Origin of the sequence: Vibrio sp. SCSIO 43155 (assembly GCF_023716605.1) — a bacterium.
In the GTDB taxonomy this organism is placed as follows: Bacteria; Pseudomonadota; Gammaproteobacteria; order Enterobacterales; family Vibrionaceae; genus Vibrio; species Vibrio harveyi.
Genome location: NZ_CP071853.1, coordinates 744,314 through 765,481 on the forward strand (window position 1 = coordinate 744,314; position 21,168 = coordinate 765,481).

Consider the following 21,168-nt stretch of genomic DNA (forward strand, 5'->3'; position numbering starts at 1 on the left):
TACTTTTTACAATTAAGGTCTAAGCTTTAATTAATAGGCTTATGTTTTCATATGGTTATGTAATGTATTGCCATGGTGACAAATGCCATTGTTGTGATGAAACACAGATAACATGTCTAAAGCGTATTGAATGTTCAAAATTTGATTGTTTATTGAGTTGATTGTTAGTTAAATCAGCATTGTGAGCTAATGCGCATCACATTTCGATAAACTAAAATAATTTATAAAGGTCTTTCGTAAAGACGTTAGGCAATGAGCGGGGGTCAGATGAGTACACAAACTGTGCCGCAGGAAGTAGTTGTTGATGCTGTCAAAGGTAGTGTTTACGCTTTAACCCCAGAAGGGAATGTTAGAGAAGTAAAAGTTGGGGATGTTTTATTTCCTGATGAGGTGGTCATCACGGAAAATGGTGCTGCTCTGGAGGTTATTGCTGAGGGGGCACTTTATCTCGTTGATGAGAATTGTGTTGCTTGCATACCAACCTCAAGCCCTGAACAAGACTCTAGTGATGCGCTTGTCGTTGCGCCTGTTGATGGCAAGGTTAACGTTGACCCAACCGCAACTGGTAATGCTGAATTCGGTGAAGAAGATGTCGCTGCGATTCAACAAGCTATTTTAGAAGGCGCCGACCCAACGGCTATTCTTGAAGCTACTGCTGCTGGTCCAGGTGGTGGTGGCGGTGCGGGATCGGCAAATGCGGGTTTTGTCACCATTGAATACAATAACCCTGAAATTCTTGCTTCGACCTTTTTTGAAACCTCCGCTCCAACAACCGACACTGAAACTGATGAAGATTTGGATGGCATTAATGTCACCATCTTTGCTGATGGCGGTCAAACGCTGTCTTCTCAAGTAACAGAAGGCTCTATTTCTCTCTCTACTTACCCTCAAACTATTTCTTCAACTGTGGTGGTTGGCGCCGCTGATCTCGCACTTGATACAGACTCCTTTGTACCTGAAGCCGCATCTCTTGCATCTTTACTGGCAGAGTTAAACGCGGATATCACTTCCGGTGGTGTTGCCGTTTCATTTGTCTATGATGAAAACCAAAATGCGATCATCGGTACTCAAGGTAGTAACGAAGTTCTTCGTATTGAAATTGATGCAACGTCGTTAGGTTTAGATGCAGAACTTGAAGTCACCACGACAATTAGCCAAGGTATTGATCATTTACCTTCGATAGCGGATGGACAAGTCTCCATCGCTGGCGACCAAATTAGCATTGCATTTGATATTACGGGTGCAGATGTAGGTGGTAACAGTATTCTAGCTCCAGTGGATTTTACAACCACTGTGATTGATGGTGATAACCCAAGTTCGCAAGACATCGCGTTTGAAAATGTTGAGTCTTCTTCAACACCTATTACAGGGAGCTTTGTCGATATTGGCAGTGATCAACTATCTTCTGTCTCTTTTAACCAAGAAGGCTTGAGCCAGTTTAATGGTTTGCTTAGTGACAACCAAGCAACAGAAGTAACACTATCCGATGACGGTAGCACCATTATTTTATCTATCGCCGGTTCTAACGAAACGGTTTTATCGATAAGTCTCAACACAGATGGTACGTATCAATTCGAGCAGTTCAAACCGCTAGAGCAGAGTAATGCCGACGATACCATTGTGCTTTCCCTGCCTACCACTATTGTTGATTTTGACCAGGACATCACTGCTAATACTTTCAGCCTGACCATTTCTGATGGCAACAATCCAGTTATCGAAAACGTGACAGGGCTATCTTTAGACGAAGCGGGCGTAGATCAAGGCTCTCAAGAAGGGGCTGTGATTACCAGTGGTGCTGGATCTATTACGACTTCTGTTGGCAGTGACATTGTCGACCATTATGAATTAGAACCGAGCGAATTTAATAACTCTGGAGAGCTGCAATCTCAAGGGCAAGTTGTTCAACTGGAACAAACCTCCGAGAGCAATGGCGTTCGTACTTATGAAGGGTATATCGAACTGGGTGGTAATCGCATCACGGTCTTTGATGTGACGGTTGACTCTCCGGATCTTGGTGAATACCAGTTTAATCTATATGAACAGTTGGATCACACTGGTAGTAATAATGATTCTCTAACGTTTTCTTTGCCAGTCTATGCAGTGGACGCCGACGGAGACCGCTCATCTATTACCGCTGGCTCGAATACACCTGAAGCTGCTCAGATTGTCATTCAAGTCCAAGATGACACACCTACGATTGATGATGTAGTTGCCTTGTCAGTTGATGAAGATGATTTAGCGTCAATTGGTTCAGATGGCTCCGAACCAATTTCAGTTGGTGGTAACTTCACGACGACACAAGGCTCCGACCGAGTGGTGAGCTACCAGCTTGATGGATCTGCGACGCCAGTTGATGGTTTGAAATCACAAGGTGTCGACGTCGTTCTGAACGAGACTGCCAACCCTGATGGCAGCTTCACGTATGAAGCGACCGCTGGGACCAATGCGGTCTTTACGTTAACGGTCAACACCGATGGCAGTTATAACTTCACGCTACAAGGTCCAATTGACCACGCGCCAAACAGTGATGAATTGCTCCTCAATTTCCCAGTTATAGCGACAGATTTTGATGGCGATACCTCGACGGCAACGATTCCTGTCACGATTGTAGACGACAAGCCAACGATTACTGATGCCGATGCCATCTCTGTCGATGAAGATGATTTAGCAAGTATTGGCTCAGACCAAAGTAATCCGGTTTCTATCGATGGCAACTTCACTACAACACAAGGTTCTGACCGAGTGGTGAGTTACCAGCTCGATAATTCTGCAACGCCAGTCGATGGTTTGAAATCACAAGGTGTTGATGTGACGTTAGCGGAAACAGCGAACTCAGATGGTAGTTTCACTTATGAAGCGACAGCGGGTGCAAATGCGGTCTTTACGCTGACGGTAAACACCGATGGTAGCTACAACTTCACGCTGCAAGGTCCAATCGACCATGCTCCGAACAGTGATGAGCTGATCCTCAATTTCCCAATCATTGCGACAGACTTCGATGGCGATACCTCTACAGCAACAATTCCGGTTACCATCGTAGATGATCAGCCGACCATTGCCGACGTCGTTGCGCTTTCTGTCGATGAAGATGACCTAGCGAGTATCGGCTCAGACCAAAGCAATCCAATTTCCATTGATGGCAATTTCACGACGACACAAGGTTCTGACCGAGTAGTAAGTTATCAATTAGATAGCGCTGCAACGCCAGTTGATGGTTTGAAGTCGCAAGGTGTTGACGTCACTCTGAGTGAAACAGCAAACCCAGATGGTAGCTTTACGTATGAAGCGACAGCAGGTGCTAACGCTTTATTCACGCTTACCGTTAATACCGATGGTAGCTACAACTTCACGCTGCAAGGTCCAATCGATCATGCGCCAAACAGTGATGAGTTGATCCTCAACTTCCCAATCATTGCGACAGACTTTGACGGTGATAGTACAACGGCAACCATTCCAGTAACGATTGTGGATGACAAGCCGACGATTACTGATGTAGATGCGATCTCTGTCGATGAAGGTGATTTAGCGAGTACCGGCTCAGACCAAAGCAATCCAGTTTCAATTGATGGTAACTTTACGACAACACAAGGTTCCGACCGAGTAGTAAGTTATCAATTAGATAGTGCTGCAACGCCAGTCGATGGTTTGAAGTCGCAAGGAGTCGACGTCAGTCTAAACGAAACGGCTAATCCAGACGGTAGCTTTACTTATGAAGCGACAGCTGGGGCAAATCCCGTATTCACTCTGACGGTGAACCCAGATGGCAGCTACAATTTTACGCTACAAGGTCCAATTGACCACGCGCCAAATAGCGATGAGTTGGTTCTCAATTTCCCAATTACGGCGACCGATTTTGATGGTGATACGTCAACCGTAAGCATTCCAGTGACTATCATCGATGATAAACCAATAATCACAGACGTAGATGCGATTTCTGTCGATGAAGATGACCTAGCAAGTATCGGCTCAGATGGCTCCGAACCAGTTTCAATTGATGGTAACTTCACGACGACACAAGGTTCCGACCGAGTGGTTAGCTACCAGCTTGATGGTTCTGCAACGCCAGTTGACGGTCTGAAATCGCAAGGTGTCGACGTGACATTGGTGGAAACTGCGAACCCAGATGGCAGCTTCACATACGAGGCGACAGCGGGTGCAAATGCAGTATTCACGCTTACCGTTAAGACCGATGGCAGTTATAACTTCACCCTGCAAGGTCCGATTGACCATGCTGCAAACAGCGATGAGTTGGTTCTCAATTTCCCAATTACGGCGACCGATTTTGATGGTGATACGTCAACGGTAAGCATCCCAGTCACGATTGTGGATGATAAGCCGACCATTACTGATGTTGAGGCGATCTCTGTTGACGAAGATGACCTAGCAAGTATCGGCTCAGATGGCTCCGAACCAGTTTCAATTGATGGTAACTTCACGACGACACAAGGCTCTGACCGCGTGGTGAGCTATCAGTTAGACGGTTCTGCAACTCCTGTCGATGGTCTGAAATCGCAAGGTGTCGATGTAACATTGGCGGAAACCGCAAATCCAGATGGTAGTTTCACTTATGAGGCTACAGCAGGGGCGAATGCGGTCTTTACGCTGACGGTGAACACCGATGGCAGCTATAACTTCACCCTGCAAGGTCCAATTGATCACGCGGCAAACGGTGATGAATTACTCCTTAACTTCCCAATCATTGCGACCGATTTTGATGGGGATACTTCTACCTTAAGCATCCCAGTCACGATTGTGGATGATAAGCCGACGATTACTGACGTTGATGCGCTCTCTGTTGACGAAGATGACTTAGTAAGTATTGGTTCAGATGGCTCCGAGCCAGTTTCAATTGATGGTAACTTCACGACGACACAAGGTTCTGACCGAGTGGTGAGCTACCAGCTTGATGGTTCTGCCACGCCAGTTGATGGTCTGAAATCGCAAGGTATCGATGTAACATTGGCGGAAACTGCAAACCCAGATGGTAGCTTTACTTATGAGGCAACTGCGGGTGCAAATGCAGTATTCACGCTTACCGTTAAAACCGATGGCAGCTATAACTTCACATTGCAAGGTCCGATTGACCATGCTGCAAACAGTGATGAGTTGACTCTCAATTTTCCAATTATTGCGACCGATTTTGACGGCGATACCTCGACAGCCACTATTCCAGTTAGCATCGTAGATGACAAGCCAACCATTACTGATGCCGATGCGATCTCTGTTGACGAAGATGATTTAGCCAGTATTGGTTCAGATGGCTCCGAGCCAGTTTCAATTGATGGTAACTTCACGACGACACAAGGTTCTGACCGCGTGGTGAGCTACCAGCTTGACGGTTCTGCAACACCTGTCGATGGTCTGAAATCGCAAGGTGTCGATGTAACATTGGCGGAAACCGCAAATCCAGATGGTAGTTTCACTTATGAAGCGACAGCGGGTGCAAATGCGGTATTCACGCTTACCGTTAATACCGATGGTAGCTATAACTTTACCTTGCAGGGACCAATCGATCATGCGCCAAACAGCGATGAATTGATCCTCAACTTCCCAATCATTGCGACAGACTTTGACGGTGATAGTACAACGGCAACGATTCCTGTCACGATTGTAGACGACAAGCCAACCATTACTGACTTAGATGCGATTTCTGTTGATGAAGATGATTTAGCGACGATTGGTTCAGATGGCACAGACCCAGTTTCAATTGATGGCAACTTCACGACGACGCAAGGCTCTGACCGCGTGGTGAGCTACCAGTTAGACGGTTCTGCAACTCCTGTCGATGGTCTGAAATCGCAAGGTGTCGATGTCACATTGGCGGAAACCGCAAATCCAGACGGTAGTTTCACTTATGAAGCGACAGCAGGCACTAACGCGGTCTTTACGCTGACGGTAAACACTGACGGTAGCTACAACTTCACCCTGCAAGGTCCAATTGATCACGCTCCAAACAGTGACGAGTTGATCCTCAACTTTCCAATCATAGCGACAGACTTTGACGGTGATACAACAATCGCGACTATCCCAGTTACGATTGTGGACGACAAGCCGGTCATTACTGATGTCGATGCGATTTCTGTTGATGAAGATGATTTAGCGCCGATCGGTTCAGATGGCTCTGCCCCGGTTTCAATTGACGGAAACTTCACTACCACACAGGGCTCAGACCGAGTAGTGAGCTACCAACTAGAAAGCTCTGCAACACCAGTTGATGGTTTGAAGTCGCAAGGTATCGACGTCGTTCTGAATGAAACTGCAAACCCAGATGGTAGCTTTACTTATGAGGCAACAGCGGGTGCTAACTCGGTGTTTACGTTAACGGTCAATACCGATGGCAGCTACAACTTTACGCTGCAAGGTCCGATCGACCATGCACCAAACAGTGATGAGTTGATCCTTAATTTCCCAATTACAGCAACAGATTTTGATGGGGATACGTCAACAGTCAGCATCCCAGTCACGATTGTTGATGATAAGCCAACCATTACTGATGTTGATGCGATTTCTGTCGATGAAGATGATTTAGCGAGTATTGGCTCGGACCAAAGCAATCCGGTTTCCATTAATGGTAACTTTACGACGACGCAAGGTTCAGACCGAGTAGTGAGTTACCAGTTAGATAGCTCTGCAACACCAGTTGATGGCTTGAAATCGCAAGGTGTCGACGTCGTTCTGAATGAAACGGCAAACCCAGATGGTAGCTTCACTTATAAAGCGACAGCAGGCGCTAATGCGGTCTTTACGTTAACGATCAACGCTGATGGCAGCTACAACTTTACGCTGCAAGGTCCGATCGACCATGCATCAAACAGTGATGAGTTGGTTCTTAACTTCCCAATTACAGCAACAGATTTTGATGGGGATACGTCAACAGTCAGCATCCCAGTTACCATCGTTGATGATAAGCCAACCATTACCGATGTTGACGCAATCAGCGTGGACGAGGACGATTTAGCGGCTATCGGCTCAGATCAAAGCAATCCGGTTTCCATTGATGGTAACTTTACGACAACACAAGGCTCTGACCGAGTGGTGAGCTACCAACTAAACAGCTCTGCAACACCAGTTGATGGTTTGAAATCGCAAGGTGTCGACGTCGTTCTGAATGAAACGGCAAACCCAGATGGTAGCTTCACTTATGAAGCGACAGCAGGCGCAAATGCAGTCTTTACGCTGAAGGTCAACACCGATGGCAGCTACAATTTCACGCTGCAAGGCCCAATCGATCACGCTCCAAACAGCGATGAGTTGATCCTTAATTTCCCGATTATTGCGACCGATTTTGACGGCGATATAACAACGGCAACGATTCCTGTCACGATTGTGGACGACAAGCCGGTCATTACTGATGTCGATGCGATTTCTGTCGATGAAGACGATTTGGCGAGCGTTGGTTCGGATGGTTCAGATCCAATTTCAATCAATGGTAACTTTACGACGACGCAGGGCTCTGACCGAGTGGTGAGCTATCAGCTTGAGGGCGCTGCAACGCCAGTCGATGGTTTGAAGTCGCAAGGAGTCGACGTTAGTCTAAACGAAACGGCTAACCCAGACGGTAGCTTCACTTATGAAGCGACAGCATGGGCAAATCCCGTATTCACTCTGACGGTGAACCCAGATGGCAGCTATAACTTCACGTTACAAGGTCCGATTGACCATGCTGCAAACAGTGATGAGTTGATCCTCAATTTCCCAATTATCGCGACCGATTTTGATGGTGATAGCACAGCGGCAACGATTACGGTTACGATTGTTGACGACAAGCCAACGATTGCTGATGTAGACGCAATCAGCGTGGATGAGGACGATTTAGCGACTATCGGTTCAGACCAAAGTAATCCGGTTTCCATTGATGGTAACTTCACGACGACGCAAGGTTCAGATCGCGTGGTGAGTTACCAACTAGACAGCTCTGCAACACCAGTTGATGGTTTGAAATCACAAGGTGTCGACGTCGTTCTGAACGAGACTGCAAACCCTGATGGTAGCTTCACGTATGAAGCGACCGCTGGGAGCAATGCGGTCTTTACGTTAACGGTCAACACCGATGGCAGCTATAACTTCACGCTACAAGGCCCAATTGACCACGCGCCAAACAGTGATGAATTGATCCTCAATTTCCCAATCATCGCTACTGATTTTGACGGTGATAGCACAACGGCAACCATTCCAGTCACGATTGTGGATGATAAGCCAACCATTACTGACGTTGACGCAATCAGCGTGGACGAGGACGATTTAGCGACTATTGGTTCAGACCAAAGTAATTCGGTTTCCATTGATGGTAACTTCACGACGACGCAAGGCTCAGACCGAGTGGTGAGCTATCAGCTTGATGGCTCTGCAACGCCAGTTGATGGTTTGAAGTCACAAGGTGTCGACGTGACACTAGCGGAAACCGCAAACCCAGATGGCAGCTTTACGTATGAGGCGACAGCAGGGAACAGTGCGGTCTTTAGGCTGACGGTAAACCCAGATGGCAGCTACAATTTTACGCTGCAAGGTCCAATCGACCATGCGCCAAACAGCGATGAGCTGATCCTTAACTTCCCAATCATTGCGACCGATTTTGATGGTGATACGTCAACGGTAAGTATCCCAGTCACCATCGTCGATGATAAGCCAACCATCACTGATGTTGATGCGATCAGTGTGGACGAGGACGATTTAGCGAGTATTGGCTCAGACCAAAGTAATCCGGTTTCTATTGATGGCAACTTTACGACGACGCAAGGCTCAGACCGAGTAGTGAGTTACCAACTAGACAGCTCTGCAACACCGGTTGATGGTCTGAAATCGCAAGGTGTCGACGTGACACTAGCGGAAACTACAAACCCAGATGGTAGCTTTACCTATGAGGCGACAGCAGGCGCTAACGCGGTATTCACGCTTACCGTTAATACTGATGGCAGCTATAACTTTACGCTGCAAGGTCCAATCGACCATGCGCCAAACAGTGATGAGTTGCTCCTCAATTTCCCAATCATTGCGACCGATTTTGATGGTGATACGTCAACGGTAAGTATCCCAGTCACCATCGTCGATGATAAGCCAATCATCACTGACGTAGATGCGATTTCGGTGGATGAAGACGATTTGGCGAGCATTGGCTCGGATGGTTCAGACCCAATTTCAATTGGTGGCAACTTCACGACGACGCAAGGCTCAGACGGTGTGGTGAGCTATCAGCTTGATGGCTCTGCAACACCAGTTGATGGTTTAAAATCGCAAGGTGTCGACGTGACACTAGCGGAAACTGCAAACCCAGATGGCAGCTTTACCTATGAAGCGACAGCTGGTGCTAACGCGGTATTCACGCTTACCGTTAATACCGACGGCAGCTATAACTTTACGCTGCAAGGTCCAATCGACCATGCACCAAACAGTGATGAGTTGCTCCTCAATTTCCCAATCATTGCGACCGATTTTGATGGTGATACGTCAACGGTAAGTATCCCAGTCACCATCGTCGACGATAAGCCAACCATCACTGATGTCGATGCGATTTCTGTCGATGAAGACGATTTGGCGAGTGTTGGTTCGGATGGTTCAGACCCAATTTCAATCAATGGTAACTTTACGACGACGCAAGGCTCAGATGGTGTGGTGAGCTATCAATTAGATGGTTCTGCAAACCCTGTCGCTGGACTGAAATCGCAAGGTGTCGACGTGACACTAGCGGAAACTGCAAACCCAGATGGTAGCTTTACGTATGAAGCGACAGCAGGCGCTAACGCGGTATTTACGCTTACCGTTAATGCTGACGGCAGCTATAACTTTACGTTGCAGGGACCGATTGACCATGCGCCAAACAGTGATGAGTTGATCCTCAATTTCCCAATCATTGCGACAGATTTTGATGGCGATACTTCGACAGCAACGATCCCTGTTACGATTGTGGACGACAAACCCAACATTACTGATGTAGATGCAATCAGTGTGGACGAAGATGACCTAGCGAGTATCGGTTCCGACCAAAGTAATCCGGTTTCCATTGATGGCAACTTTACGACGACTCAAGGCTCAGATGGTGTGGTGAGCTATCAACTAGATGGTTCTGCAACCCCTGTCGCTGGACTGAAATCGCAAGGTGTTGACGTTACTCTCAATGAAACCGCTAACCCTGATGGCAGCTTCACTTATGTGGCGACAGCTGGGGTGAATGCAGTATTTACGCTAACGGTTAATACTGATGGCAGCTATAACTTCACGTTGCAAGGTCCGATTGACCATGCGCCGAATAGTGATGAATTGATCCTCAATTTCCCAATCGTCGCTACGGATTTTGACGGCGATACTTCAACGGCAACCATTCCTGTTACGATTGTGGACGACAAGCCAACCGTTACTGATGTTGATGCACTCACTGTCGATGAAGATGACATCACAACCATTGGTTCTGACCAAAACGACGACGCCTTTATGTCAGGCATGTTCACGACCACAGAAGGTTCTGACGGCGTAGTGAAGTATCAATTAGATACGACGGCAGATCCGGTTGCAGGGCTGAAATCTCAAGGTAATGACGTAACACTTGCTGAGACCGCTAATCTTGATGGCAGTTATACCTACACAGCCACGGCTAATGGTAGTGCTGTATTTGAATTAGTTGTTAAGCCTGACGGTAGCTATACGTTCACCTTGCAAGGTCCACTTGACCATGCGACCAACAGTGATAGTTTGCAGATTGACTTCCCGATCATTGCGACCGACTTTGATGGTGATACATCATCTGAAACGCTTCCTGTCACGATTGTGGACGATAAACCGACACTTGGCGGTATTGTTGATACCAGCACGCAAACAGTGGATGAAGATGACATTCCAACGATAGGATCTGATGGTGCTCAATCGAATAGCATTACGGGTAACTTTATCGCGAATGATGGTTCTGACAGTATCGTTGAGTATGAGGTGTCCGATCTAAATTCTCCAGTTCAAGGTTTGCAGTCTGGAGGGCAAGACCTAGTGATGGTTGAAGTCTCTAATTCAGGCGGTGTTTCTGTTTATGAAGCGCGTATTGATGGGACCACGACACCAATTTTCCGCGTTACGCTTGATGCATCGGATGACAGCTATCAGTTTGATTTGCTTGGTGCGCTAGACCATCCTGATGCGGACGGAGAAAACCAGATCGTCATCAATTTACCTATCCAAGCGACCGACTTTGATGGTGATGTTTCTAATACGCAACTGCTACCGATTACGGTTGTCGATGATGTTCCAATCATTGATGGCGTAGTGGCTGGCAGCGAGCAGATTGTGGATGAAGATGACTTGCCGGCAGGCACTGACGCGGCAAGTGCCGAAGATACTGTCATCACAGGCACGCTGGATATCAATGAAGGCGCAGACCAAGTCGCCTCTATCCAGCTTAGCGATTTGACCACGCCAGTTGCGTCATTAATGTCTGATGGTCAGCCTATCTCTCTTGTGTTGAGTTCAAGTCTCAATGGGGTCAATGTTTACCAAGGCATTGCTGGTAACCCAGCAGAGGTGGTATTTGAGCTGACGTTAGATGCGACAGATAACTCTTATGAGTTTGACCTACAAAAACCACTTGATCATCCAGATGGTAATCAGCAAAACACCATTGTTATTGACCTTCCTGTTACAGCGACAGATAACGATGGCGATACGTCACCAGTGTTTACGTTGCCGATTACGGTAGTGGATGATGTTCCAGTCGTTACGCAAATTGATAGCTTGCAAGTTGACGAAGATGACCTTCCTTTGGGTTCAGATTTGTCGAAAGAGCCTCTGACCGTATCCGGTGAGTTTGAAGTAACCAGTGCCGATGGTATTGATTCGTTTGTTTTGGATCTGAGCACAAATCCAGTTCCAAACCTGAAATCGGGTGGGGAGGATGTCACCATTTCACCGGATGCAAGCGCGTCAACGGCAGATGCACTTGTCTACATTGGTCAAACTGCGAATGGAGCAACGGTCTTTACCTTAACACTCCACCAAGATGGTAAATACGACTTCGAACTGTCTGGTCAACTTGATCATGCGGTTAACTCAGACCAAATACTATTGAATCTTCCTGTTCAAATTACAGATGGCGATAACGATACAATTACAGCAACGTTGCCTGTTACCATTGTGGATGATAAGCCAACGATTGATGCCATTCGTCCTGGTAGCATCTTGTCAGTGGATGAAGATGACATCCCAAGTGAAGGCTCAGATACCACGCCTGAATCCAATGTTATTGGCGGTAACTTCGATGTTACTGACGGCGCTGACTCTATCGTGAGTTTCCAATTAGATAGCTTAACATCGCCTGTTTCAGGACTAAAATCAGGAGGTCAATCCCTTGAGTTGGTTGAATTCTCTAATGCTAACGGTGTCGTTGAGTATCGTGCTTACGTCCAAGGGACAACCGACACAGTATTTAAACTGACGCTTAATGGCTCTGCAGACAGTTATGAATTCGAGTTATTGGGGGCTTTGGACCATCCATCAGGCAGCGACCAAAACTCGCTAGTGATTAACTTCCCTGTCAATGCGACCGATTTTGATGGTGATGTCTCAAACAACATTACCTTACCGATCACCGTTGTGGATGATGTCCCGGCGATTATCAAAGTCGCGGACACAAGCGAACAAACAGTGGATGAAGATGACTTGCCAGGAGGCTCGGATACCACTAGTGGTGATTCTCGCGTACTTAATGGTGGTTTTGACGTTGTCGACGGTGCGGATGAGATTGTTAGTTATCAAATCTCTGATTTTGATGCGGTGGTATCTGGACTAACTTCGAATGGTTTAGATCTTGAGTTGAAGCCATTGCCTTCTGCCGGTGGTGTGACAGGTTATGAAGCCGTCATTGTGGGAACTTCAACGCAAATCTTCACGCTGACACTCGATGCGAATAACGACAGTTATCAATTTGAGTTATTGGGTCCGCTCGATCATGCGGTGGTTCAAGGTGAGAACACGCTAACGATCGATATTCCAATCACGGTCACCGATTATGACGGTGATACGTCTGCTTCACTTAATCTACCGATTACCATAGTGGATGATATTCCAGAAATTAAATCGGCGGATGCGCTTGCCGTGGATGAAGACGACTTAGCCAATGGCTCTCAAGCAACGGGTAAAGATAGCTTAGAAGCAACTGGCAATTTTGATACGGTTGAAGGGGCAGATACGGTTGTTTCTTATCAGCTTGATCTGACTTCGAATCCTATTCCTGGTGTCACTTCGGGTGGGTTAGCGGTGACTCTGGTACAAACTGGGGTAAGCAATAATAACTACACCTATCAAGGACAAACGCCAAATGGCAGCTCCGTGTTCACCTTGGTACTCAATGCAGACGGCTCTTACAAGTTTACGCTTGAAGGTGTCCTTGACCATTCTGTGCAGGGTGAAGACACTTTAATCCTCGACCTGCCTGTCTTTGCTACAGACGTGGATGGAGATACTGCGGGCATTAATTTACCTGTAACCATAACCGATGACGTCCCAACGTTATATGACGCATCGATTTCACGTGTTGAAGGTCAAAGTGGACGCACGGTTCGCTTGTTTAGAGACCCAGTAGAAGGCGACGATGATCTTGGCGCCGATGGTGCGCAAATTACCTCTTTCTCAGCGGACAATTCCGGAATTTACTTCAAGCAGAATGGTGTTGACTCCAGCTCAGTTGACCTCAATGGTAGTAATCAAACCGTCTCAGTCCATAAAGTATTAGATGGTGCCGATGCCGAAATCGGTGTTTTGATTGTTCGCACTAATGGTCGTGTGACATTCCGCCCTAACGACGACTTAGATCATACCGAAACAGATTCTATTGATTTCACTGTCAACGTTGTTGCTACCGATGGTGATGGTGATACAAGTGATGCAGATGTAGATATTTCGGTAAGAGATAGAAATGCTGAAATTAAAACGTCGACAGTAACCGCGTTTGAGGACCAAGGGCGCGGTGGTGTTGTCGCTGGTGTTGATTCAGCGAATACACAAGACAACCTGTCAACGTTAGATATCACTCCTGCAAAAGTGGACCTCGTCATTGATCTGCATGATATCGATCGTAATGAGAGTTTAGGCGATATCATTATTCGTGACGCGAACAGTTACGAAGGTACTTTCTTCTACCTAGATAGTGCTACTGGTAGCTATGTGGCGCTAACGACTAGCGGTAACAATGTTATTTTGGATGGTGCGAATGTCGAGCAGTCGTTCAGCGGCGAACTTGTGTCACTCGATAATCTATATTTCGTTCCTGACCGCCATGCTTCAACAGATGCAGCAGGTGTTGACCCTCGTATTCGTATTGAAATCCTCAACAACGGCGTAAGAGATCACTTTGTTGATGGTCGTTTAGATATTGAGGTGGATGCTGTTGCGGATATTGCTACGTGGAAAGGGACCAGTGACTTTGCGTATACGGTTGATGAGGATGCTAACAACGTCTCATTAAACATTGAAGCTGAAACGCAAGATAACAGTAATCCGGAAGCAATAGCCTATGAGTTTGTATTTACTGAAGGTGGTGCGAGCGCAACACTTGTGTACTCAGATGGTTCCGCTATCCCAGAAGTGGGTGGTAAATATCTTGTTGACGCAAACCGAATTGGTGAAGTCCAGGTTGATCCTGCAGATAACTTCTCCGGTCAGATCAAAATCGATGTGACAGCGATTACGACGGAAGGGAATAACCCGCTTGCTGGTAAAGATACCGCTCGCTCTGTGACAGAAGAAATTGTGATTGACGTGAATCCGGTTGCTGATGCCGGTAGTTTTACTGTTAACCGCATTAATATTTTTGAGGACAATGCGAGAACGCAAGACACCGTAGACCCAGTGACAGATCATGATCCACTTCAACTCAGTGAAGTGATTAAGATGACGCCTTCTGCAGATATAGATGGCTCGGAAGAGTTGTTTGTACGCATCGATAACTTCTCAATTGATGGTGTCACCTTAGTGTGGCTTGATAGCGGTAACCCAAGCCAAATCAACGTTGTTACTGACTCTGGTGGCAATGTTCTGTATTACGAAATTCCAGAATCGAATCTAGCGGATGTTGAGGTGCTTCCTCCAATTCACAGCAATGAAGACTTCACTTTCAATGTCGAAGGTATTGTGAAAGACAACGCATCACTTTCTTCTGGCGCCGCGCAGGATATCCGCTCATTAGGTACCCAGTCAGTGATCGTTTCAGTCAAAGGTGTTGCCGATATCCCGGACATTGAGCTGAACGATAAAACAGGGGTTTGGAATGTTTTTGATGATGGTAACGTTCGTGGTATCGAAGCAACCATTGACGAAAATGGTCAAGTCGATCTTGCATTTAGCGTGGTTTCCGGAGAACTGAAGGATAACCCTGCAGACAGCTCAGAAACCATTACGGTTCTTCTGTCGAACATTCCAGACGGTGTTGAACTGTTTGATAGTGATGGCTCATCCATCGATTTGACGTTTGTTGGATACGACGGTGCTGGTGAACCGATTTACGAAGCGAACATTACGGACGCAAATGTGAATTCAGGTATTGTGATTCGACCTGAAACCTCATCTACGGAAAATATCACGATCACGGCGACCACTATCGTGACAGAAAACGATGGTCATACTCGCTCTGTGGCGGGTGAGATCCGCGTTAAAGTGGCACCAGTTATTGATGCTCAAGACAACTATGTGGTGAGCTCTGAAGGTAATGAAGATACTCGCATCAATATCGATTGGGAGCCAACTGCAACACAAAGTCCGGATGCGGACGAATTCTTTGCCGAACTAACCATCAGTGGCTTCCCGAATGGCAGCACCGTATATGTTGGTGGTGTTGCTCAAACGGTAACAGGTGGCAGCATCACGTTGACGCCGGGAACCAATGAGTCAGAGCAAGATTTCTCGGCGCGAATAACCCAAGACGGATACATTCAGGTGCAATTGGAGCAAGACTCTAGTTTAGACTTCGATTTGAGCACGCAAGTGACGGTGAAGGAAATTGATGCTGAGTACGTAGATTCGGGTAATCCGGGCGAGGGCATAGCATCAACGGTCATCAATGGCACGGTCAATGTTCAAGTTAACCCAGTGGTTGAGCCAGAAGATTTAACCGGTCCAGTTTCAGGTCAAACACGTCTTCTTGTTGAAGGTACAGGCGGTGCTGTTACTGATACGGTACAGTCCGATACTCAGGGACGAATTGATTTCACTATTAATACTGCGGCTGGTGGTTCTGCTGATGCAAACATTATCAAGTATCAGGAGTTCGATAACTCTTCAGATGAAGTGGTCACCCAACTTGTGGTGCAGTTTAGTAATACTTCTCCAGAGATCTTGAATCAATTAGTTATTATTGGTGCTTCTAACGAAGGCGGTGGTCGTTGGACTATTACCGATGAAGAAAACTTCTCAATCATTGCGCCTGCTGGCTTAGATTTGACGCCAAACGACAACACGGATGACGGAGCAAACGGTGGTATCTCTTCGATTGGTCTTACCATCTATGCTCAAGTTAACGATTTAGGTGAAGATGCGTCAGAAGTCGACGCAACCGTGACGCGACAAACCGATATCACACTGGAGTTCCCAACTGATATCACGCCTCAAACTAGTGTAGCGGCTGATATAGAGCTTGATAACACGGTCCAAATTGATGGTAGCGAAGACAATGTCATTGATTTAGGTGTTCAGTTGGCATCGAAAGTCAGCACTATGAATGGCGATACAGTAGAAGACGTGCTGACGTTAGTGATAGACCCAACATCTCCAAGTGTACCGCCAGGTCTTGTTATTGGTGGTACCGATGTCGACTTTGTTAATGGCAAATATGTGTTCCAAGCGACGGTTGATGCAAGTGGAAATATCACTGGTTTGGACGGTCTCACTCTACGTGTGGCAGAAGACTGGGCGGGAGACTTTACCCTACCAGTACTATTTGTAACGACTGACACGCAGTCCGGTGACGAAAACTCAACGCTTGAGTCACTTCCTGTTCAGATCCTACCCGTTGCAGACGTACCAGGGTCCTCTGTTGATCAACCTCTTGATAGCGACGTCACTCCGGATGTGACGGTCGACATCACTGGCACACTTGGTCTTGATGCTAACAAACAACCAGTTAATGACCTCAATAGCGATGTTCCAACGAACGATGGTGTTGGCTACGAAGATGGCTTGATTCAGTTGAATTTGAACGTTGATTTTGCTGACGACCGTAACAACCTTCAAGCAGGACAAGAAACACTCACTAACGTGAAGCTTACGGTTGCCGATACAACACTGGGTGAGTTTGTTGATGCAAATGGCAATCCACTTGGTACAAGCATTGAGTTTAATGCTGCTGAGATTGCGGCAGGTGCACTTGATGAGGTGTTGTTTAAACCGAAAGAAAACTACCCTGTCGGTGGTGGTCAAAATACAGTTCAAATCAATATTGAAGGCGAGATCACCGATACTGCAGTTATTGACCAGACTACATTGGCAAACCCGGGTGATGATACGGACGTACGCAACTTCACCGACAGTGTGTCATTTGAAATCACTCCTGTTGTGGATGACATCACTATTAGCGGTGCCGATCCAACTCAGCCTATAGTGGTGACGGGCGATGAAGATACGTTGATTTCCTTAGCGCAATCAGGCTCTGGTGTGTCAGTGAGCCTGAATGACAATGATGGTTCGGAACAGTTTGTATCGCTGAAACTGACGGGTTTACCGACTGACTTTATCGTCACTTCAAATTCTCCTGATTACACCGTGAAGAACAATGGCGGCGGAGAGTGGAGTATTCAGTTGAAAGACTTGACGCAAACGTCAGTTGATCTCAGCGCTATTCAAATTCAACCGCCGAAAAACTTCAGTGGTGAAGCGGAGATCGGAATTACAGTCTTTACGCAGGAAGAATTACTTAAAGTTCCTACTGAACATACTGGTAATTTCAAAGTTGTGATTGACCCAATTGGTGATGATGTCGACGTTAACCCAGATACGCTTGTGTCAGGTAACGAAGGCGAAGACATCGATATCAACATAAATGCTCTAGTGGTCGACAATAAAGAGTCGATTGGTGATGGTGCAACGTATCAAGAAAATGACCCAGAAACACTTCGCGTCGAAATTTCAAACGTGCCAGATGGCGCAACCATTGCACTGGCAGATGGTACTCAGTTTGTGAACCAAGGCAGTGGTGTATTCGTCCTAGAAATCGATGCACAAGATTTGGATAAAGTGGTCTTCAATTCGGGTGATCGTAACGATAACTCTTGGAATGGTACGCTTGAGTTTAAAGTTCAAGCCGTGGATACCGGTCTAGATGGAAGCCAAAGCTTAGGCACTCCACAGCAATTTGATGTGAATGTTGAGGTTGAGGCGATTAACGACCGTCCTGAATTCGTTAATACCGTAGATGTTGAAACGCCGGAAGACACACCATTACTCCTTGATGGCTTTAGTGTTTCGGATGTTGATGCCGTTTTGGATGATCCGAGTGCTGAGTACGTATTGGATGTGACGGTCGATAGCGGTACGTTGGTTCTGGACCCTGCGCTTGTCACTACTTACAACTTAACTGTGCAAGGTGATGGCTCTGATACTCTTGAATTGAAAGGGACAGTGGCTGATCTCAACAATGCTATTGCCAATGGTTTGATAGAGTTCAACCCTGATTTGAACTTCTTTGGTGACGTTACCGTTGGCGTTACTGTCGATGACCAAGGTAACGAAGGTCTAGTGATCAGTGGCGTCGATGACACACTCAATACCAACAGCACTAGCTTTAATATCGAAGTGACTGAGGTCAATGATACACCAGAGACAACACCAGTTACCTTGCCGGATATCGAAGAAGACAGTGGCGTATTCTCTATTTCTGAAGCAGACCTAATTGCGAACGCGACGGATATTGAAAACGACAACCTCACAGTAAGTAATGTGCAGGTGGCGGATCCAAACGCTGGTAGCGTGAATTTTAATAATGTGACGGGAGAGTGGGAGTTCACGCCAGCGTCGGATTATAACGGTCCAGTCGAGCTCACTTACACGATAACAGATGATGGTACGACAGACGGCGCATTGGATCCTAAGTCGGTAAATGGCACCGCTTCATTCAATGTAACGGAAGTGAATGATGTACCAACCACATCACAAGTTGCGCTCTCTGACATAGCTGAAGACAGTGCGGCGGTCGAAATTACCCAAGCCGATCTGCTCGTTAACGCATCTGACATTGAAAACGACACCTTGACTGTAAGTAACGTGCAATTGGTTGATCCAAGTAGTGGCTTACTCACCTTTGATAGCATTGCGGGTACATGGTCTTTTACACCAGCGCCAGGTTACAACGGCACAGTAAATCTGACTTACGACATTACCGATGATGGTACAACCAATGGCGCTTCTGACCCACAGACTGCGTCAGGAACCGCAACCTTTGAGGTGACGGAAGTCAATGATGCACCAGTGACCTCTGAAGTGACGCTGAGCAGTGCGGAAGAAGATGGCGGGACAGTGACAATTACGGCGACAGAATTGTTAAGTAATGCCACGGATCCTGAATCGGACAACCTGACCATTAGTAACCTTGCTCTCGCTAATCCTACTGAAGGCGTTTTAACTCAAGTGAGCGCAACGGAATGGACGTTTGAACCTGCTTCAAACTTCTTCGGAGATGTGAATTTTACCTACGAAATCACCGACGATGGTACGACCAATGGTTCACCAGACCCAATTACGGTCGCTGGTACAGCAGTGATTAATGTTGAAGCTACCAATGATGCACCACAAATTATGGCAACATCGGTTACGGATACCATTAATGAAGCAGATGGGCAGAAAATCACAGGTATCAGTGTCAGTGATATCGATTTTACAGGTGCACAAGCGAACGAAATTATGACAGTAACACTCAGCTTGACCGAAGGCGATGTTCGTGTTGAGCCACCTGCGGGCAGTGGTGTCACTGTTGGAAATGGGATGGCGGGTGAAGTTATTCTTATGGGGACGCCTGACAATATTAATGCCGTTCTTGGGGCAACGGATGCTGCTGAAGGTGTATTTGTGGATGCAGGAAACGTTAACGCGGCTTCTATCTCGTTGTCTGTCAAAGTCGAAGATAATGGCGTCTACTTTGAGAATACAGCAGGCATGGCGCTAGAGGCAAACCAGGACTTTGCTATCAACGTGACACCGGTAGCTGACGCTCCGACATTAGGTATTGACCCTCAGTTTAACTACATTCGTCAAATTGCGGCGAGCCAAACGGCGAGTGCTCAAGGTTTAGCCATTGTCGGTATCATGGCGGCACTGACGGATATTGATGAAGTGCTATCTCTTGAATTAACCGGCGTACCCGCGAGTGCGAACGTGACCAGTGGTATTGCACCGTCAAACATTACGTTTGATGGCACAACATGGACGGTTCCAAGTGATGAGATTGATACACTGCAAATTGTCGCAACGGATACAAACAGCGGTATCGATGTGGGTAGTTACGATATCTCCGTAACGGCGGTATCAACCGAATCTAATGGCGATGAAGCGCAATCATCACCCGTTCAAATTAGTTTAGATGTTAGTAGCGATGGAGACGACATTGATCAATCGAGCGCATCGGATGACAGTTACCTCGCTGGTGGCGATACGGGCATTAGCCTAACTGGTGGTGACGGTGACGACCTGATCGTTGGTGGTGATGGCGATGACGTCCTTATCGGCGGTTTGGGTTCCGATATCCTAACTGGTGGCGATGGTAGTGATATCTTTAAATGGACAATCGATTCCGTAGATGAGGGGGCGATTGATACCATTACGGACTTCACCCTTAACGAAGACAGTATCGACCTACGCGAAGTAATTTCTGACCTAAGTAGCCCAATGATCGATATGGATGATTTGTTGAGTCATATCTCTGCAGACTACGATGCGTCAACAGAGGCTGTGTCATTGAACATCACGACCGATGCCAATGTTCATCAAACTATCGTGGTTGAACATCTAGGTGATTCAATTGATTTCAATGGGTTAACCTCTAATGAAATTGTTGAGTCATTGTTGAATAATAACGTTCTTGCCAATGGTTAAACGAGTGTAAAAGCAAAAGCGCGATAGCTCATAGAGTTATCGCGCTTTTTTGTGTTCAGTTTGTTGCTGTTCGACCGCTGACTGCTGGTAGATTACCGTTGCTCGCAGGTATTAATTAGGAGT

General features: G+C 46.7%; 1 protein-coding gene. It reads left to right on the forward strand.

The features are described 5' to 3' along the window. The first annotated feature begins 267 nt into the window (after positions 1–267). Positions 268–21,045, forward strand: a complete 20,778-nt coding sequence (locus tag J4N44_RS20450; RefSeq protein WP_252045676.1) for a retention module-containing protein — start codon at positions 268–270, stop codon at positions 21,043–21,045. Positions 21,046–21,168: the final 123 nt, after the last annotated feature.